The organism is Micromonospora jinlongensis (genome assembly GCF_013410645.1).
Taxonomy (GTDB): Bacteria; Actinomycetota; Actinomycetes; order Mycobacteriales; family Micromonosporaceae; genus Micromonospora; species Micromonospora zamorensis.
Window position 1 is genome coordinate 1,029,891 of the sequence record NZ_JACCHK010000001.1, and the last position, 16,710, is coordinate 1,046,600.

Annotated in this window: 16 protein-coding genes; 5 read left to right on the top strand and 11 right to left on the bottom strand. The window is 70.9% G+C overall.

The window, feature by feature from the left end:
- Positions 1–48 precede the first annotated feature (48 nt).
- Positions 49–951: a glucose 1-dehydrogenase gene (locus HNR22_RS04280; protein ID WP_179779167.1), complete on the bottom strand. Its 903-nt coding sequence runs from the start codon at positions 949–951 to the stop codon at positions 49–51.
- Between the two features lie 186 nt (positions 952–1,137).
- On the opposite strand from HNR22_RS04280, the gene HNR22_RS04285 reads away from it, so the two are divergent.
- On the top strand, positions 1,138–2,928 hold the full coding sequence (locus tag HNR22_RS04285) for a bifunctional metallophosphatase/5'-nucleotidase (protein WP_179779168.1): 1,791 nt from the start codon (positions 1,138–1,140) through the stop codon (positions 2,926–2,928).
- Positions 2,929–2,985: 57 nt separating this feature from the next.
- On the opposite strand, the gene HNR22_RS04290 is transcribed toward HNR22_RS04285, so the two are convergent.
- A complete protein-coding gene (locus HNR22_RS04290) occupies positions 2,986–3,159 on the bottom strand; it encodes a hypothetical protein (protein ID WP_179779169.1) in 174 nt (57 codons plus the stop codon).
- A gap of 79 nt (positions 3,160–3,238) precedes the next feature.
- Entirely contained in the window at positions 3,239–4,396 is a 1,158-nt protein-coding gene (locus HNR22_RS04295; RefSeq protein WP_179779170.1) for a geranylgeranyl reductase family protein, read from the bottom strand.
- A 146-nt stretch (positions 4,397–4,542) separates the two neighbouring features.
- Here HNR22_RS04295 and HNR22_RS04300 point away from each other — a divergent pair, with 146 nt between their 5' ends.
- Positions 4,543–4,779: a hypothetical protein gene (locus HNR22_RS04300; protein WP_088948267.1), complete on the top strand. Its 237-nt coding sequence runs from the start codon at positions 4,543–4,545 to the stop codon at positions 4,777–4,779.
- A gap of 86 nt (positions 4,780–4,865) precedes the next feature.
- On the top strand, positions 4,866–6,308 hold the full coding sequence (locus HNR22_RS04305) for an MFS transporter (RefSeq protein ID WP_179779171.1): 1,443 nt from the start codon (positions 4,866–4,868) through the stop codon (positions 6,306–6,308).
- 68 nt (positions 6,309–6,376) lie between these two features.
- On the opposite strand, the gene HNR22_RS04310 is transcribed toward HNR22_RS04305, so the two are convergent.
- The 4 genes from HNR22_RS04310 to HNR22_RS04325 form a co-directional block, all read right to left on the bottom strand.
- Positions 6,377–6,943, bottom strand: a complete 567-nt coding sequence (locus HNR22_RS04310) for a hypothetical protein (RefSeq protein ID WP_179779172.1) — start codon at positions 6,941–6,943, stop codon at positions 6,377–6,379.
- A 1,155-nt stretch (positions 6,944–8,098) separates the two neighbouring features.
- Complete coding sequence (locus HNR22_RS04315) at positions 8,099–8,734, bottom strand: hypothetical protein (RefSeq protein WP_179779173.1); 636 nt, start codon at positions 8,732–8,734, stop codon at positions 8,099–8,101.
- A 13-nt stretch (positions 8,735–8,747) separates the two neighbouring features.
- A complete protein-coding gene (locus tag HNR22_RS04320; RefSeq protein WP_179779174.1) occupies positions 8,748–10,532 on the bottom strand; it encodes a DUF4012 domain-containing protein in 1,785 nt (594 codons plus the stop codon).
- Positions 10,533–10,629: 97 nt separating this feature from the next.
- The gene (locus tag HNR22_RS04325) at positions 10,630–11,877 is read right to left on the bottom strand and encodes a glycosyltransferase (RefSeq protein WP_179779175.1); all 1,248 of its coding nucleotides are present in this window, start codon (positions 11,875–11,877) and stop codon (positions 10,630–10,632) included.
- A 168-nt stretch (positions 11,878–12,045) separates the two neighbouring features.
- Here HNR22_RS04325 and HNR22_RS04330 point away from each other — a divergent pair, with 168 nt between their 5' ends.
- A complete protein-coding gene (locus tag HNR22_RS04330; RefSeq protein ID WP_179779176.1) occupies positions 12,046–12,600 on the top strand; it encodes an arsenate reductase/protein-tyrosine-phosphatase family protein in 555 nt (184 codons plus the stop codon).
- On the opposite strand, the gene HNR22_RS04335 is transcribed toward HNR22_RS04330, so the two are convergent.
- A complete protein-coding gene (locus HNR22_RS04335) occupies positions 12,581–14,044 on the bottom strand; it encodes a tyrosine-protein kinase domain-containing protein (RefSeq protein ID WP_179779177.1) in 1,464 nt (487 codons plus the stop codon). The genes HNR22_RS04330 and HNR22_RS04335 overlap by 20 nt on opposite strands.
- A 336-nt stretch (positions 14,045–14,380) precedes the next feature.
- Here HNR22_RS04335 and nhaA point away from each other — a divergent pair, with 336 nt between their 5' ends.
- Positions 14,381–15,736, top strand: coding sequence for a Na+/H+ antiporter NhaA (gene nhaA, locus HNR22_RS04340; RefSeq protein WP_179779178.1), 1,356 nt, complete (start codon positions 14,381–14,383; stop codon positions 15,734–15,736).
- Between the two features lie 75 nt (positions 15,737–15,811).
- On the opposite strand, the gene HNR22_RS04345 is transcribed toward nhaA, so the two are convergent.
- The 3 genes from HNR22_RS04345 to HNR22_RS04355 are packed head-to-tail and all read right to left on the bottom strand — an operon-like array spanning position 15,812 to position 16,696.
- Positions 15,812–16,009, bottom strand: a complete 198-nt coding sequence (locus tag HNR22_RS04345) for a hypothetical protein (RefSeq protein ID WP_179779179.1) — start codon at positions 16,007–16,009, stop codon at positions 15,812–15,814.
- A gap of 4 nt (positions 16,010–16,013) precedes the next feature.
- Entirely contained in the window at positions 16,014–16,334 is a 321-nt protein-coding gene (locus HNR22_RS04350) for a hypothetical protein (RefSeq protein ID WP_179779180.1), read from the bottom strand.
- The gene (locus HNR22_RS04355) at positions 16,334–16,696 is read right to left on the bottom strand and encodes a DUF1622 domain-containing protein (protein ID WP_179779181.1); all 363 of its coding nucleotides are present in this window, start codon (positions 16,694–16,696) and stop codon (positions 16,334–16,336) included. Before HNR22_RS04355 ends, HNR22_RS04350 begins: the two co-directional genes overlap by 1 nt.
- Between the last annotated feature and the right edge of the window lie 14 nt (positions 16,697–16,710).

The window sequence follows — 16,710 nt, forward strand, 5'->3', positions numbered from 1 at the left end:
GAGCCGCGTCGGGGCGGGCACGCCAGCAGCGCCCGCCCCGACGGCGGATCACTTGGTCGGTCGGCCGCCCGTGACGCCCAGGATCTCGCCGGTGACGTAGCTGGATTCCTGCGAGGCGAAGAAGACGTACGCCGGGGCCAGCTCCGCCGGCTGGCCGGGGCGACCCTCCGGGGTGTCGGTGCCGAACTGCTTCACCTTCTCCTCCGGCATCGTCGCCGGGATCAGCGGCGTCCAGACCGGGCCGGGCGCGACCGCGTTGACCCGGATCCCCTGCTCGGCCAGGTCGGCGGCGAGGGCCTTGGTGAAGTTGGCGATCCCCGCCTTCGTGGTCGCGTAGTCCAACAGCTGTGGTGACGGGTCGAACGCCTGGATCGAGGCCGTGTTGATGATCGCCGACCCCTCGGCCAGGTGCGGGATGGCGGCCTTGCAGAGCCAGAACATCGCGTACAGGTTGGTCTTGAGCACCCGGTCGAACTGCTCGGTGCTGATCCCGAGGATGCCCTTGTCCTGCGACATCTGGTACGCCGCGTTGTTGACCAGGATGTCGATGCCACCCAGGTCGCGAACCGCCTGGTCGACCAGCTCCTGGCAGTGCGCCTCGTCGGTGATGTCGCCGCGGACCGCGATCCCCCGCCGGCCGGCGTCCTCGATCAGGCGGATGGTCTCCTGGGCGTCGGCGTCCTCCTCCTCGCTGAGGTACGAGATCAACACGTCGGCGCCCTCCCGGGCGAACGCGATCGCGACAGCCCGGCCGATCCCCGAGTCACCTCCGGTGATCAGCGCCCGTTTGCCGTCGAGCTTGCCGCTGCCCCGGTACGACTCCTCGCCGTGGTCCGGCTTCGGGGTCATCTCCGCGGTCGAGCCAGGTGCGTCCTGCTGTTGTGCGGGCTGGCCCTGCTGCTGGCCGTACTGGCTGGTCGGGTCCTGCTGGGTGTGCTGGTCCTCGTTCACCGATCTCTCCTCGCGCCGCGTGGGAAGCGGGGGCTGCCCCGCGAATGTCGTCCCTGACCGCCGTACCCTGCGCCGGCCAGCGGAAACCGCAGCAGCACGTGGGGCTGGCGTGGCAGGAGTGTCCGCTGCTGGTTATGGTGCGCAAGGCGCTCACGAGGCGCGTCCACCCCCATGGAAAGGCACGTCATGACCTCTCCCTCCGGCCCGTCGCGTCGCCAGGTGCTCGTCGCCGCGGCGGCGGCTGCGACCGCCCCGCTGATCGCCGCCGCGCCCGCGCAGGCGGCCGGCGCGGCCCGGCCGCGCACCTGGGACCTCACCCTCCTGGGCACGTCGGACACGCACGGCAACGTCTACAACTGGGACTACTACCGCGACGCCGAGTACGACGACAGCAAGCAGAACGACATCGGCGTCGCGAAGCTGGCGACCCTGATCAACCAGATCCGTCGGGAGCGGCGCGGCAAGGCGACGCTGGTGCTCGACGCCGGCGACACCATCCAGGGCACGCCCCTCGCGACGTACTACGCCAAGCAGGAGCCGATCACCGCCACCGGGGAGAAGCACCCGATGGCCCGGGCGATGAACGTCATCGACTACGACGCGGTGACACTGGGCAACCACGAGTTCAACTACGGCCTGCCCTTGCTGGACCTGTGGATCCGTCAGCTCGGCTTCCCGGCCCTCGCCGCGAACGCGGTCAACGCGAAGACCGGCAAGCCGGCCTTCCTGCCGTACGTCATCAAGAAGGTCTCCCTCGGCTTCGCCGCACCCACCCTGCGGGTCGGCATCCTCGGCCTGACCAACCCCGGTGTGGCCATCTGGGACAAGGGCAACGTCGAGGGCAAGCTGCGCTTCGACGACATGGTCGCGACCGCGGCGGAGTGGGTGCCGATCATGCGGGCCCGCGGCGCGGACCTCGTGCTGATCTCCGCGCACGGCGGTGACAGCGGCACCTCCAGCTACGGCCCGGAGCTGCCGAACGAGAACCCGGTGGCGTTGATCGCGCAGCAGGTGCCGGGGATCGACGCGATCCTCTTCGGTCACGCGCACAACGAGGTGGTCGAGCGGTTCGTCACCAACGAGCGGACCGGCGCGCAGGTGCTGCTCTCCGAGCCGTCGAAGTGGGGCCAGCGGCTCACCCGGATGGACTTCACCCTGACCCGTGAGCGCGGCCGGTGGACGATCACCAAGAAGGCCGCCAGCATGCTGAACACCAACACCGTGGTCGAGGACCCGAAGGTGCTCGCCGCCGTGCGGGCCCAACACCAGAAGACCATCGCGTACGTCAACCAGGTGGTCGCGCAGTCGACCGTGGAGTTGTCGGCGGCGGAGTCGCGCTACAAGGACACGCCGATCCTGGACTTCATCAACCACGTGCAGACCGAGGTGGTCGGCGCGGCCCTGGCCGGCACCACGTACGCGGACCTGCCGGTGCTGTCGATCGCGGCGCCGTTCAGCCGTACCGCGGTCTTCCCCGCCGGTGACGTCAAGATCCGCGACGTGGCCGGCCTGTACGTGTACGACAACACCCTCGAGGCGGTCGTGCTCAGCGGTGCCGAGGTGCGCGCGTACCTGGAGTACTCGGCGAAGTACTTCCGTACCCTCGCGCCGGGCGCCCCGGTCGACCCGGAGCAGATCAGTGACCCGGCGGTGCCGGACTACAACTACGACGTCTTCTCCGGCCTCGACTACGACATCGACATCTCCAAGCCGGTCGGGCAGCGGATCACCCGACTGGTGCTGACCGGCACCGACAGCCCGGTGGCCGACAACGCGCAGTTCGTGGTGGCGGTGAACAACTACCGGCGCAGCGGCGGCGGCAACTTCCCCGGCATCGTCAAGACTCAGGTCTACAACGCGCAGCAGGAGATCCGTCAGCTGCTCATCGACTGGGCGCAGGCCAAGGGGACGATCGACCCGGCCGACTTCTTCCAGCAGAACTGGCGGCTGGTACGCGAGGGCGTGTCGGTGTTCTGACCCCAGCGCATCGCAGACGGGCCGTGGGTGGCGACACCCGCGGCCCGTTGCGCGTTGTCAGCCCTGCACGTTCCAGCGGATCGGGTCCTCGGCCTTCTCCGGACGGTCGCGCCCGGGGTCGGTCTCGGTCAGGGCGACACGTTCGTCGGGACGCACCGCGAGCGGCAACTCGCCGAACCGTGCGTGGCGCAGGAACGCGTACTCGTCATCGGTGAACGGCTGTTCGGCCATCGGCACCTCCCACTCCCCCGCCATTGTCCAGCGGCTGGGCCACTGAACACCAGTGTGTGGTCACACCCCGTAGGGCATCCTAGGATCCTGGGTGAATAGAAGGAGCCCGGCGCGGGGCTGGTACCCGATCCAGCACCGCGAGGGCCGCCCGGATGGGCCGACGCCGCAGCATCTCGTCGAAGCTCGCCCGCCCCTGGCAGAACTGGACGAACATCCGCCAGCCCGGCGGCGTCGCCAGCAGGGCGTGGAACACGTCCGGGCGACGCGTGAACACGTCCAGCAGACGGAAGCCCGCCCGCATCTCCGGCACCAGCGCTTCGGCGACCGCCCGCTCGTACCCGGACAGGTCACCGGCCGCGACCGCCGCACCGGCCAGCCCACCGGAACGCAACGCGAAGCTGATGCCCTCCCGGCTCCACGGCTCCAACAGTCCCGCCGCATCCCCCACGACCAGCACCCGGCCGTTGCGCAACGGCGAGTCCTCCTCCCGGCACCGGGTCAGGTGCCCGGAGTCGTGCTCCGCCGGCAAGCCGGTCAGCCCCAACCGGTCCACGAACCGCCGCAGGTACTCCCGGGTCCCCTCCCCCGCGCCCCGCCCGGCGATCACCCCGACAGTCAACCGGTCACCCTTGGGAAAGACCCAGGCGTACGACCCCGGCATCGCGCCCCAGTCCAGCAGCAGCCGCCCCCGCCACCGCTCCTGCTCCGCCGGGGGCACCGGGATCTCCAGCTCCAGACCCAGGTCCACCTGTCGGTACCGGACGCCCACATGCCGGGCGGTCACCCCCGACGAACCGTCCGCCCCGATCACCGCGCGGGCCGCGATCGTCGTACCGTCGGCCAGCCGCAGGCGTACCCCCTCGGGGTCCTGCTCGATCGCGCGGACGGCGACCCGCTCCCGCATCTGCGCGCCGGCGGCGACCGCCGCCGCGCGTAGCCGGTCGTCGAACTCCTCGCGGCGCACCATGGTCACGACCGGGCTGTCGTTGCGGCGGGTGAACTCCCGACGGCCGTCGCGGGTGAACGTGACCCGGTCCACCCGGTCATGCGCCGGCACCTCGATCCGATCCGCGACGGCAGCCAGGGAGGTGCCGATCAGGCCACCACCACAGGTCTTGTAGCGCGGATGCGCGGCTCGCTCGACAACAAGGGTGGAGACACCGGCGCGGGCAGCGGCGTGTGCCGCGGAGAGCCCGGCGGGGCCGGCGCCGACGACGACGAGGTCCCAAACGATCACGAAAGCAGCCTAGGGCACCACCGAAGGCTCGGACCCGTCGCCACAGCCGACACCGACCGCCCGATCGGGTGTGCATCTTCGGTCACCCAGGGGGTAACCCGCGCACGGCAGCCGCCGCACGACGGCGGACGAACGAAGGAGGAAGCATGCAGCAGGTGCAACTGTCGGAGGCCGAGCAACGGGTGTACCAGGCGGTCACCACCCTGGAGGCACGCGGGCAGGTGCCGTACCCGGACCTCATCGCCGAGGTATCCGGGCTGACCCAGGAGCAGGTGGACAGCCCCCTGCACCTGCTCACCGAGAAGGGCCTGCTGCACCGCGAGGACTCGCCGATGGCCGGTCTCGACTTCGGCCCCCGGTTCTGCGCCCGCCAGATGGCGTGAGGGCACCGAACAATCCACGACGATTCGCCCCCCGATGCACCGGGTAGCGATCGGCAATGCGTGATCGACGGTCAACGGGGGGCGCGATGAGTGCGGCGCAGACGCCGCAGCCGGTGACGGCAGCCGAGAACCGACGACGCTGGCAGGCGGTCGGTGTCGGGTTGGTCGCCGCGTTCATGACGCTGCTCGACGTGAGCATCGTCAACGTCGCGGTGCCCTCCATCGACCGGGCGCTGCACGCGTCGCCGAGCGACCTGCAGTGGATCCTCTCCGGGTACGCGCTCACCTTCGGCCTGGCGCTGGTCCCCGCCGGCCGCTTCGGCGACGCACGCGGCCGGCGCAACGCGTTCGTCTTCGGCATCTCACTCTTCACCGTGACCAGCGCCCTCGCCGGCCTCGCCACCTCACCGACGTGGCTGGTCATCGCCCGACTGCTTCAGGGTGCCGCCGCCGGCATCGTCAACCCGCAGGTCATCGGGCTCATCCAGCAACTCTTCCGAGGACCGGAACGCGCCCGCCCGTTCGGGCTGCTCGGCGCCACCATCGGAATCTCCACAGCGGTCGGGCCGCTGCTCGGCGGGCTGCTCATCGCCATCGGCGGCGAGGAACACGGGTGGCGGTGGGTCTTCTTCGTCAACGTGCCCGTCGGCATCCTCGCGGTGGTTCTCGGCTGGCGTCTGCTGCCCGGCCGCCCCGCCGGTCAGGTCGGCTGGCATCGACTCGACCCCGTCGGTGTCCTGCTGCTCGGTGTGGGCGTGGTCCTCGTCCTGCTTCCGCTCGTGCAGGAACAGCAGTGGCAGACCCCCTGGAAGTGGGCGCTCATCCCGATCGGCCTGGCCGTGCTGGTCGTCTTCGGGCTCTGGGAGCGACGCTTCGCACGCCGTTACGAACCCCTGTTCGACCTTCGACTGTTCAGTCTCCAGTCGTACACACTGGGCTCGATCCTGGCGCTGGTCTACTTCGGCGGCTTCACCGCGATCTTCTTCATCTTCACCCTGTTCCTGCAGATGGGTCTCGGCTACAGCGCGTTCATCGCCGGTCTGGCCATCACCCCGTTCGCCCTGGGGTCGGCGGCTGCCGCCGTGCTCGGTGGTCGCATGGTCAACCGCTTCGGCAGACCACTGGTCGCCATCGGTCTGCTCACCGTGGTGATCGGCCTGGCCGCAACGGTGGTCGCGCTGAAACTCGCGCCGGACGCCCCCGCGCCCTGGGTAGCCGCCGGCCCACTGCTCGTCGCCGGCATCGGCAGCGGGCTGGTGATCGCCCCCAACCAGACGATCACCCTCTCCGAAGTGCCGGTAGGGCAGTCGGGCAGCGGCGCCGGGATGCTCCAGACCGGTCAGCGCATCGGCGCCGCAGCCGGCATCGCCGCCGTCGGTTCGATGTTCTTCTCGTCGCTGGCCGACAGCCGCGGCAACTGGACCAGTGCCTTCGAGCGATCGCTCCTGCTGGCCACCGGCATCATCGTGCTCGCGCTGATCTGCGCGCTGATCGACATCGTCCGCACCCACAACCACCACAAGAACTGACACGGGTACGCCGCTGGCCGGCACCCCGGTTGGGGGTGCCGGCCAGCTGTGCGGTGTGTGTTGGTGGGTCAGCTGTTCCAGTGCTGGGCGACGAGGTCGGTGGCCTGCTGCTCCCACTGGGCGTAGGCGTCCGGGTATGCGGAGACCTGCACGGTCTGCGCGGCGTCGGTCAGCGGCATGTCCTGCCACCCGTCAACCTGCTTGAGACCCTTGAGGAACGCGGTCGTGGAGTACTCGGGGTCGGTGATCTGCTCCGGCGTACCCCAACCCGAACTCGGGCGCTGCTGGAACAGGCCCAGCGAGTCGTGGTCGTTGGCGTCGCCGAGGTGACCCAGGTTCTCCAGCTTGGACTCCTGCAGACTCGTCGCGATCGAGATGACCGCGGCGCGCTCGGGCAGGCCGGCCTTCTTCGTCGCGGCGATGATCGCCTTGACGTTCGCGGTCTGCTCATCATTCAACGTGATCCGGGACTGGTCGCCCTGCGGCTTCGGGGCGGCCGACTGCACCGCTACCGCGACCGGCTTGGCGTCCACGGCCGGGGTGGCGGCGTGGGCGGCGATCGGGCCGGCGAAGACACCACCGGCGAACGCGAGACCAGCAACAGACAGCACGCTCTTACGAATGATCGTGTTCATGGGGGTAGCTCCTTCGGGGGTAGGAACACCCGGCCACTGACGGGGGTCGGCGACACAAGGGTGTGAGCACCTCGTCCGGCGCTGCAACAACATCAAGGGGAAAGTCTGGGGGAGATCGGCGCCCACAAGGCCAAGGGGTTTGCGGGGCCGGGGTCGGCGGCCTACGAGCGGGGGGCTCGGGCGCCGGGTCCATGTGTAACGACCGGGGGGCCGGGGTCATTCCCGGCGGGCCGATCCGCCGACATCCGCTGGTGTGAAGCGGTGGCCGGGGGGTCGCTCGTGGGACTGCAACGACCGCGGGCCCGGGGTCACTCCGGGGGCCGGGCCCGACCACCCCGTGGCACCCAATGGGTCATTCCAGTGTCCGGGCCATCCCGTGGCACCCGGTCGAGCGGGGTGCTCGGGTGGTCGCTGCGGAGGCGTCAACGATGCGGCCCGGGGCGGCATTCCAACCCGCCACCAGCGGTTCCAACCCCGGTGGGCGGGGCGGTGAGCCGGTGGTCCTGCGATCGTCAGGGTACGTAACGACCCCGCCCCGGCCATCATTCCGACCGACGGGTGCGACCGGTCACAGGCCAGAGCTCCCCTGAAACGGACATACCTGGCGTCAACCCGCAGCCGGCACCCCGGCACCGCGACCAACCACCCACTGCGGGGCGTGATCCACTCGAGTTCACGGATAACGCGGTAACCGGGACGCGTTGACACCCCGACTTCAAGGAAACCGAGTCGATCAAAGAGGTCCCGACTGCGCCGCGGCGCGTAAATCCGGACAAATGCCTCGGCAGGCTCGTGACGTTCGGTCGGATGATCACGTACAACTCGGGCTCGGGCCCGGCGACCTCCCCCAAAGGGAGAACGGCACCTGGCAGGCGGAATGTGCCGTGGTCGCGGATGGCGGACCTCGGAATGCCTATCGCGGCCAAGAGGGAGGGGCTTCGTGGTCGAGACGTATCCAGACTGAGACGCTCCCAGGTCAAGACGTACGCCAGATCGAGACGCACGCCAGGTCAACAGACGCAGCCCGGACGAGACACACACTCGTCCAGACACACTTCGGCCGGGTCGCTCGGACTGACGAAGAGCTGGCGCCCGTCGGAGTGATCCGACGGGCGCCAGCTTCAGTGCGAACCGGGCGTTGCCCGGTGGTGCGGGTTAGTGCGCAGCGCCACCGAAGCGCTGGCGGCGACGCCAGGCCAGGGTCAGCAGCAGCATGATCGCGCCGGCGCCGACCAGGCCACCGCCGAGCTTCATGGGCGTGCCGAGGCTGTCGCCCGTGACGGGCAGCGGCTGCTTCTTGGGCAGCACCCGGAGCTGTGTGCTGGCCGTACGACCGGACTCGCGACCGGTCGCGGTGAAGGTCAGCAGACCCGTCACCGACGGCGTGTAGGTCCTGGTGAAGCGACCCTGGGCGTCGGTCCGCGCCGTGAAGGTCAGGGGCGCGCTCGCCTGGTAGGCCACCGGGGCCATGGCCACGGTGCTGCCGTCGCTGCGGCGAGCCGGAGCCTGACCGCCGGCCGGAGCGGCCAACGGGGCCACCGTCACCACGATGTCGACGGTCTCGTTCGGACCGAAGCCGGTGCCGGTCAGCACAACCTTCTCACCGAGGTAGATCGTCGGCCGGTTGACGGTGAGCGACGCGGCGGCCGGTGGGTACGGCGGCGGCTGCGGCGGGTCGGTGGTCGCGGTCGCGCTGGGCGTCGGCTGCGGCTGTGCCGCCACCGCTGCCGTCGGCACGGCCACCACGGCCAGGCCGACCGTGAGCGCCATGATGATGCGGGATAGCCGCATGATTGGTTCCCTCCTACTGGTCACAGCTTGGTGCGGAATGAACTTGGGTGGTCCAGGGGCTGGCGGTGGGGGTCAGCCGCAACTCGGCCTGGCCGACGCCGGTCTTGGCCGTCAGCACGGTGACCTCCAGCGCCCTTTCGGCACCGGGGCCGACGTCGACGCTGGCCGTCGCCACCTGGCGGTGGCGTTCGGTGCCGCTGCCAAGCGCCGTCTCGGCGCCGTCGAGCCGGGCGTCGAGCACGGCCCCGCCGGCCGGGCTGAAGATCGACACCAACGTGCGGGCGGTGTACGGATCGCCGGCCAGGCCGAGGCCGAGGACCGACTCGCTGAGTCCGGACTTCGGCGCCGTCGAGCGCAGGGTCACCCGCAACCGGAGCTCACGTCGTCCGTCGGGCCGGCATTCGCCGACCGTCAGGTTCGCCGTCGGCCGCAGGTAGTAGCCGAGCTTCGCGCCGCTGCCGTCGTTGAGGAACACGCCGACGGTCGGCACGGTGTCCTGTTCCGGAAGCGTCCCGGCCATCCGGCTGTCGCCGAACGTCCGCTGTTCCTCAGGTCGGGCACTCCAGAACAATATCCGCCGTTCCGTGATAGCACGGTCAAATGCGGACAACAACACCCGTGGGTTGACATTCTTCTTGAAGAAGGCATCAAACACCGAGGCTGCCGACGAGGCGAAGAACTCGTCCTGCTGCTTGACGTTCAGGCGTTGGTAGCTGTCGTTGAGCAGGGTCTGCACGACCTTCTCGCTGGCGAGCGGGACCCCGCCGGGCACCAGGACCGGGCCGGTCGCCTTGAGCAGATAGGACAGCACCACCGGGTCCACGGCGAGCACACCGTCGACGGTGGTGCCCGTCTTACGGCGGAACATCTCGCGGTACAGCGCGGCGGCGGTCGGGAAGTGCGGGGAGAGATTGACGTCGGCCGGGTAGATGCCGGGCAGGTCGGTCCAGAGCGCGCGGGTCTCGGCGGGCAGCTTCAGCGCCGGGGTGAACTGGCCGAGCGAGGCACTGCTGCCCTGCTTGCCCATCTTCACAGTGCCGTTCTCCGCCTCCATGATCGCGTACGCGCCGAACATGCCGCCGGTGGCGCGCAACTCGGCGAGGTTCTGCGAGACCAGCAGGTATCGTCGCGGGCCGCTCGCGCCGAGCAGTGGCGGCAGCAGACGGGCCCCCTGGTCGGCGGCCGAGGTGAGGTTGGCCAGACGGTCGATCTCGCCGCGCAGGTCGATCAGCGCCTGCCGGACCTGACTGACCAGACTCTCGGCCGGCACCGCGGCCAGGTCTCGGCGCGTCCGCTGCACCGACTCGTCCGCGCGGGTCAGTTCGGCGGAGACGTCGCTGAGCCGGGCCAGGTCCAGTCGACCACCGGCCGGCACCAGACTGGTCAGATCCGTCCGGAGCAGGGTCGGGAACGCCTGCCGGGCCAACTCGTCGATGGCGATGGCGATCTGCCGGACCGCGTCGAGGTCGTCGCCGGCGATCGGGGTACGCCGACCGAGTTGCCAGCTCGGGTCGCCCGTCGCCTTCCGGGCCGCGCCCGACTGCGACTGCAGAGCGGCGAGCGTCCGCAGAGCCCGGTCGGTGTCCCCACCGACCACCTGGGCGCTCAGCTCCCGAGCCAGACCGGCGGCGTTGAGCAGGTGGGCGCGCGCCTGCCAGCCGCGGAAGCCGACCCACCCGCCAGCCGCCAGCAGCAGCGAGCCGACCACCAGGGCACTGAGGAGGACACGTCGCAGTCGGGCACGCCGACGACGCCGGGACCGGCTCCGCCGCCGGGTCGGCCGTTCGCTTTCCGTCACACCACACTCCCATTCGCGGAATCGGACAGATGGTCGATTCCCTGACGTTCTTAGCACGCGCTGGGGAACTTCGTACCGTTATTGCGATTGTTGCCCTTTAAGCGAGGTTTCCTCGCGAGTTGCCGGCCGGCTCCGCTACTCGTCCCGCCGCCTCGTGCAGCAGTCGCTCGATCCGGTCCACGCCGGCGGGCAGCGACATCTCCCGCAGGTACGCCGCCCGGCCCCGCCGACCCATCTCGGCCCGGGTCGGCGGAGGAATGGTGGCGGCCAACCAGAACCGGTCGGCCAGAGCCGCCCAGTCCTCCGGGGGGCAGGACAGCCCCGCTCTGGCTCGTTCGACCAGCTCGGCCGTGTCCCCGCCGGCCGAAGCCACCACCGGCGCGGCGCACGAGAGCGCGGCCTGGAGCTTGCCCGGCACCGTGCCGCGCAGCTCCGGAAGGTCACGCAGCATGACCAGCTGATAGTCGGCGGCGGCGTACAGCTCGGGCATGTCGACGGGCGACCGTCGCTCCACGAAGCGGACGTTGTCCGCGCCCAGCTCGGCGGCGAGCCCGCGCACCCGCCGCTCATCAGCGCCCGAACCGACCAGGACCAGATCCATCGTCCGGTCCAGTGCCGCCGCCGCCCGGACCGCGGTCTCCAGCCCCTGCCGGGCGCCGATGGTCCCGGCGTGCATCACCACGCACCGGCCGTCCCGGCGCACCAGCTGACGGGCGGCCGCGCCGGGCGTCACCGGATGGAAGATCCGCTCGTCGGTCCAGTTCAGCACCAGTCGGACCCGGGTCGGGTCGGCGCCCGCGGCGACCACCAGGTCCCGCATCGACGGTGCGGCCACCGCGATCCGTGCCGCGGCCCGGTAGATCCGGGTCATCGCGCTGCCCATCCGTACCGCCCAGCGACCCTCACCCGTCTCGTCGACGCCGTCCGAGGCCCAGACATCCTGCACGTGCAGCACCGCTGGCACCCGCCCGAGGAGCCGGAGCACCCCGGCGGTGGCGAACGTCGTCGCCGGCAGTTGAAAGACGTAGAGCGCGTCCACGTCGCGGAAGTACCGGCGCGCGGCCAGCGTCGCGCTGCCGGCGAAAGAGAGATAGCTGGCCATGCGGGTACCGGTGGACGCGGCGCGCCCGGGGTAGCGCGGCACCCGTCGGACGGTCAGCCGTTCGCTGTGCGTCTCGTGGTGCCAACGCTGTCGCCAGCCGGGATAGACGTGCCCACCGGGATAGTCCGGGAAGCCGGTGAGCACCCGGACCTCGTGCCCCCGCGCGGCCAGCTCCTCGGCGAGGCTGCCCGGGATGAACGCCGGCTCGGGCGGGAAGTGGTACGACAGGATGCCGATCCTCACCGCAGCACCCCCGTCCGGCGCGGATCGACGTCGGCCGGCGCGGCACCACGACCGGCAGGCGTCCGGCCCGCGTACGATGCCGACAACCCCTCCCCGCGCGGCCTCCGGCGTCGACGCACCGCCCTCGCGGTGCGGACACCCGCGTCCGCACCGATGAGAGGGGCACCGATGGCTGATCGCGTGTTGTTCGTCTGCCACGCCAACCTGTGCCGGTCGCCGATGGCCGAGTTCCTGGCCCGCCGGCTGCTGGCCGACCGGCCCGTCACCGTGGCCAGCGCCGGCACCGACGCGATTGACGGGCTGACGATGCACCCGTACGCGATGGAGGTCGCGGCCGACAGCGGCGCCGACCCGGCGGAGTTCCGGACCCGGGGGTTGCGCCCCGAGTACCTGGCCGACGCGACGCTGGTGCTGACCGCGACCCGACGCCAGCGCTCGGTCTGCACCGCGCTGGCACCGGCGGCGCTGCACCGGACATTCACCGTGCGCCAGTTCGGCCGCCTGGCCGCGGCGGCCGAGCCGCTCGACGGATCGAGCGACGACCCGTTGGGCGCGGCGATCGCCGCCGCCGCCCAGGCCCGGGGGCGGCTGCAACCTGCCGCCCCCGAGGCGGACGACCTTCGGGACCCGATCGGCGGCACCGCCGCCGACTTCCGACGCTGCGCCGAGGAGATCGAACGGTCGCTGCGACCCCTCGCCACGCTCATCGGGGCAACCGGGTGAGTTCCTGGGTGTGGTCGGGGACGCCGTTGACCCCGTCGGTGGTCGCGACGTGCCTGCCGGACGCGGCCCGGTCAGCCGGCACCGAGGCCGTGGGCGTCGAGGTGACCACCCGGTAGGCCTCGTACTGGTACGCCTCGGCCTTGGCCACCTTCGCCATGTTCAGCACGCAGCCGAGCAGCCGGACCGAGACCGAGTGCAGCGAGCGGGCCGCGGCGGCCACCTGGGTCCGGGAGGTACGGCCCTGCTGGGTCACCAGCAGGGCACCGTCGGCCTGCACGGCGACAACCACGCCGTCGGTCACCGCGAGCAACGGCGCGGTGTCGATGATCACGATGTCCGCCGACTCGCGCAGCGCCAACAGCAGGTCCGACATCGCCTTGGAGCCGAGCAGCTCGCTCGGGTTCGGCGGGGCCGACCCGCTGGGCAGCACCAGCAGTGACTTGTCCCCCCATCGCTGCACGACATCACCGACCTGCACGTCGCCGACCAGCACGTCGGTGAGACCGACACCGGCGTCCAGGCCCAGGTAGTCGTCGACCTTCGGGCGGCGCAGGTCCGCGTCGACCAGCAGCACCCGCCAGCCGGCCTCGGCCAGCGCGATGGCCAGGTTGCAGGAGAGGGTGGTCTTGCCCTCGCCCTGCAGGGCGCTGGTCACGGCGATGACCCGGGCCGGCTCGTGGACATCGACGAAGCGCAGGTTGGTCCGCAGCTTGCGAACCGCCTCGGCACGCGCCGAGGTCGCGGCCTCGCCCACGATCAGCGGCGCGGTGCGGGCGCTGGCCTCGAACGGGATCTCGCCGAGCAGCGGGCTGCCGGTGGCGCGTTGCAGGCCCGCGGAGTCGCGCAACCGTACGTCGGCGATGCCGCGCAGGATCGCCAGGCCGACGCCGAGCAGCAGCCCGATCAGGCCGCCGAGGGTGAGGTTACGGACCGGCTGCGGCGAGACAGGGTTGGCGCTCACCCGAGGGCCGCTGACCACTTCGATTTTGATCGGCGCCTTACCTTCGGGCGTCGTCTCGACCTTCTGCACAAGTTCGACGAACTTCGCGGCGAGGGACTCCGTCACCCGCAGCGCGCGGGTCTGGTCGGTGTCGGTGACCGACGCCCGCAGCAGAACCGTGCCGGTCTCGGTCGAGGTGCTCACCCGGCGCTGCACCTCGTCCGCGGTCAGGCCCACCGGGGTCTCGGCGACCACGCTCTGCGCCAGCCGGTCGCTGCTGAGCAGGTCGGCGTACGACTTGACGCGCTGCTGGAGGAAGAGCCCGCCCTGGTAGGCGTCGCTGATGCCCGAGTTGGGGGTGGTGACGAAGAAGGTCACCGAGGCGACGTACCGGGGTTGGGCCCGCACGGTCAGGAACGCCGAGACGCCCAGAGCCACCATGATCGTGACCAGCGGTACCCACCAGTGCCGACGCACGTGACGCAAATGGCGGAGCAGGTCCATCAGGAGCGCCTCCGTGCCGGTCCGGTTACGCCAATAAACTTCACGAAAACCCCCAAGGTCGTTTCTAAACTCGTGAAACCATTAAAGCGGTTGATGCGCCTTATGTCCGGAGTTATGTATTTTCCGCAGTGCGATGTGCATCCGGATGACCAACCCGACAAACGCCCATTCGGCAGCGGCGACAACGAGGAAAAGGTGGAAAGCCCGATCAGGTGGCGTCCGATCGGCCCAGCGCGTGCCGCCCGGCGCGAAGCCGGATAGGGTCGGTGGCGGTGTGCCGGGAAGTCTGGTCGGCGAGTGGATTCCTGCCGTCCTGACTCCGAGGTGACCCCGCACATGACCTCCCGCACCCCGCCGTCCGAGCAGCGCCCGCCGAGGGTCCGGCTGTTCTCCCGCTCGTCCTGGCCGCAGGCCCGACACCTGGCCGACGTCCTGCGTACCGAGACCGTCGGCGGGGCACTGCTGCTGCTCGGTGCCGTGGTCGCGCTGACCTGGGCAAACTCCCCCTGGTCCGACTCGTACACCCGGCTCGGCGCCTGGGTGCCCTGGCCCGGCGGCGCGTCGGCGCACCTCGACCTGAACCTGGCCACCTGGGCCGCGGACGGCCTGCTGGCCGTCTTCTTCTTCGTGGTGGGTCTGGAACTCAAACGGGAGTTCGTCGCCGGGGAACTGCGCGACCCGCGCCGCGCGGCGCTGCCCGTGGTGGCCGCCCTCGGGGGCATGCTGCTGCCGGCGCTGATCTACGTGGGTGTCGTCCTGAGCGCCGGTGGGGACGGGTTGCGGGGCTGGGCCATCCCGACCGCGACCGACATCGCCTTCGCGCTGGCCGTGCTCGCGGTGGTCAGCTCACACCTGCCCCAGGGCCTGCGCGCCTTCCTGCTCACCCTCGCCGTGGTCGACGACCTCTTCGCGATCACCATCATCGCGGTCTTCTACACCGCCGACTTCCAACCTGTTCCGCTGCTCGCGGCGCTGCTGCCGATCGGGCTCTTCGCCCTGCTGGTGCAGCGCGGACGCACCTGGTGGTGGGCGCTGATCCCACTCGCGGTCGCCGCCTGGGCGCTGGTGCACGCCTCGGGTGTGCACGCCACGGTGGCCGGTGTCCTGCTCGGTTTCACGGTCCCGGTGCTGGCCCGCCGCGGAACGGTGGCTGATGGCCAGCCGGCCGCCGCATCGGACGAGGGCGGTCTCGCCGAACGCCTGGAGCACCGGTGGCGCCCGGTGTCGGCCGGCTTCGCGGTGCCGGTCTTCGCGCTGTTCGCCGCCGGGGTCACGCTGCGCGGCAGCGACCTCGGCGCCCTGCTGACCGACCCGATCGTGATCGCCGTCGTCGCCGGCCTGGTCTTCGGCAAGAGCATCGGCATCTTCGGCTCGACGTACCTGCTGGCCCGGTTCACCCGCGCCGAACTGGACGAGGACATCAGCTGGTCGGACCTGCTCGGGATCGCCCTGCTGGCCGGCGTCGGGTTCACGGTGTCGCTGCTCATCGGCGATCTGGCCTTCGGCGCCGGCAGCACGACCGACGGTCGGGTCAAGGTCGCCGTGCTGCTCGGGTCGGTGATCTCCGCCGGCCTGGCCGCCACGGTGCTCGTCCGCCGCAACGCGACGTACCGCCGGGTGGCGGAACGGGAGCGGCTCGACGCCGACGGCGACGGTGTGCCCGACGTCTACCAGCGACCCGCAGGTGCGTGAACGGGTGGCCGCGCGGGCCGGCGAACGGCCGACCCGCGCGGCGTGCCGCCTCCGTGCCGTCCGACGGACCTCCGGTCAGCGGCGACGATCGGCGGGCGGGGGCTCCTCGGTCTCCTCGACCACCGCCTCGGCCGCCGGGGCGGTGAGGTCATCGCCCGGCACCGCCACCGCCTCGACGCGATCCTGCTCGTCGGGCTTCCCGCCGGGCGGCGGCTCGGGAGCGGTGGCACCGCCGGAGAAGCCGTACTCGTTCGGTTCGTCGTGCCGGCTCATGTGGTTATCCTCCCGTTTTCCCGTTTCCACGTCTCAAGGCCAACGGTAGGTGGTGATCGTCCCCGGCGCAGGGCGCCGGGGATTGTCGCCCGGACCACGGCGGCGGAGCGCGCATCGCCGCACCGAGCAGTTGACGCAGGGCGATGACCGCCACCGCGCCCGCCAGGCCGTTCCAGCCAGGGTCGCCGGCCAGCCTCAGCAGGCCGGCCGCGGTCAGCAGGTCCAACAGCAGCCGTACGCCGGTTCGCAGTGCCCCGGTGCTGAGCACGGTGACCACCCCGACGACCAGGGCCAGAGCGGTGACCGCCGTGAGCAGGACGTCCATCACCGGGACTGCTCTCCCTCGGCCACCTGGCGCTGCTCCTGACGGATCTCGCGGCCCAGGAAGTAGTTCAGCGCCGTTCGGATCGTGGCGATGGCCGCCAGTTGGCCGATCTGCTCGAACGACGGCGACACGGCGGTCCGCAGCACGTCGGCCGCCAACTGGAACTCCAAGCCGAGGGTCAGAAACCGGCCGAGGGAGAGCCGGATCGGCGTGAAGAGGGCGGCGGAGCGGTGTCGCAGCCCTTCGACCACGAACCGCACCGCCGCCCAGACCGCACCAACGAAGATCACCAGTGCGCCGGCCACCTCCACCACAGCCACCAGCACCTGGTCGCCGTGACGCAACAGCTCGGCCGGCTCCACCCCGGGCCGTTACC

Excerpts from the sequence above, each read along its gene's own strand:
- HNR22_RS04285 (WP_179779168.1), top strand. The coding sequence starts at position 1,138 with ATGACCTCTCCCTCCGGCCCGTCGCGTCGCCAGGTGCTCGTCGCCGCG.
- HNR22_RS04290 (WP_179779169.1), bottom strand. The coding sequence starts at position 3,159 with ATGGCCGAACAGCCGTTCACCGATGACGAGTACGCGTTCCTGCGCCAC.
- HNR22_RS04300 (WP_088948267.1), top strand. The coding sequence starts at position 4,543 with ATGCAGCAGGTGCAACTGTCGGAGGCCGAGCAACGGGTGTACCAGGCG.
- HNR22_RS04305 (WP_179779171.1), top strand. The coding sequence starts at position 4,866 with ATGAGTGCGGCGCAGACGCCGCAGCCGGTGACGGCAGCCGAGAACCGA.
- HNR22_RS04310 (WP_179779172.1), bottom strand. The coding sequence starts at position 6,943 with ATGAACACGATCATTCGTAAGAGCGTGCTGTCTGTTGCTGGTCTCGCG.
- HNR22_RS04315 (WP_179779173.1), bottom strand. The coding sequence starts at position 8,734 with ATGCGGCTATCCCGCATCATCATGGCGCTCACGGTCGGCCTGGCCGTG.
- HNR22_RS04330 (WP_179779176.1), top strand. The coding sequence starts at position 12,046 with ATGGCTGATCGCGTGTTGTTCGTCTGCCACGCCAACCTGTGCCGGTCG.
- HNR22_RS04335 (WP_179779177.1), bottom strand. The coding sequence starts at position 14,044 with ATGGACCTGCTCCGCCATTTGCGTCACGTGCGTCGGCACTGGTGGGTA.
- nhaA (WP_179779178.1), top strand. The coding sequence starts at position 14,381 with ATGACCTCCCGCACCCCGCCGTCCGAGCAGCGCCCGCCGAGGGTCCGG.
- HNR22_RS04345 (WP_179779179.1), bottom strand. The coding sequence starts at position 16,009 with ATGAGCCGGCACGACGAACCGAACGAGTACGGCTTCTCCGGCGGTGCC.
- HNR22_RS04350 (WP_179779180.1), bottom strand. The coding sequence starts at position 16,334 with ATGGACGTCCTGCTCACGGCGGTCACCGCTCTGGCCCTGGTCGTCGGG.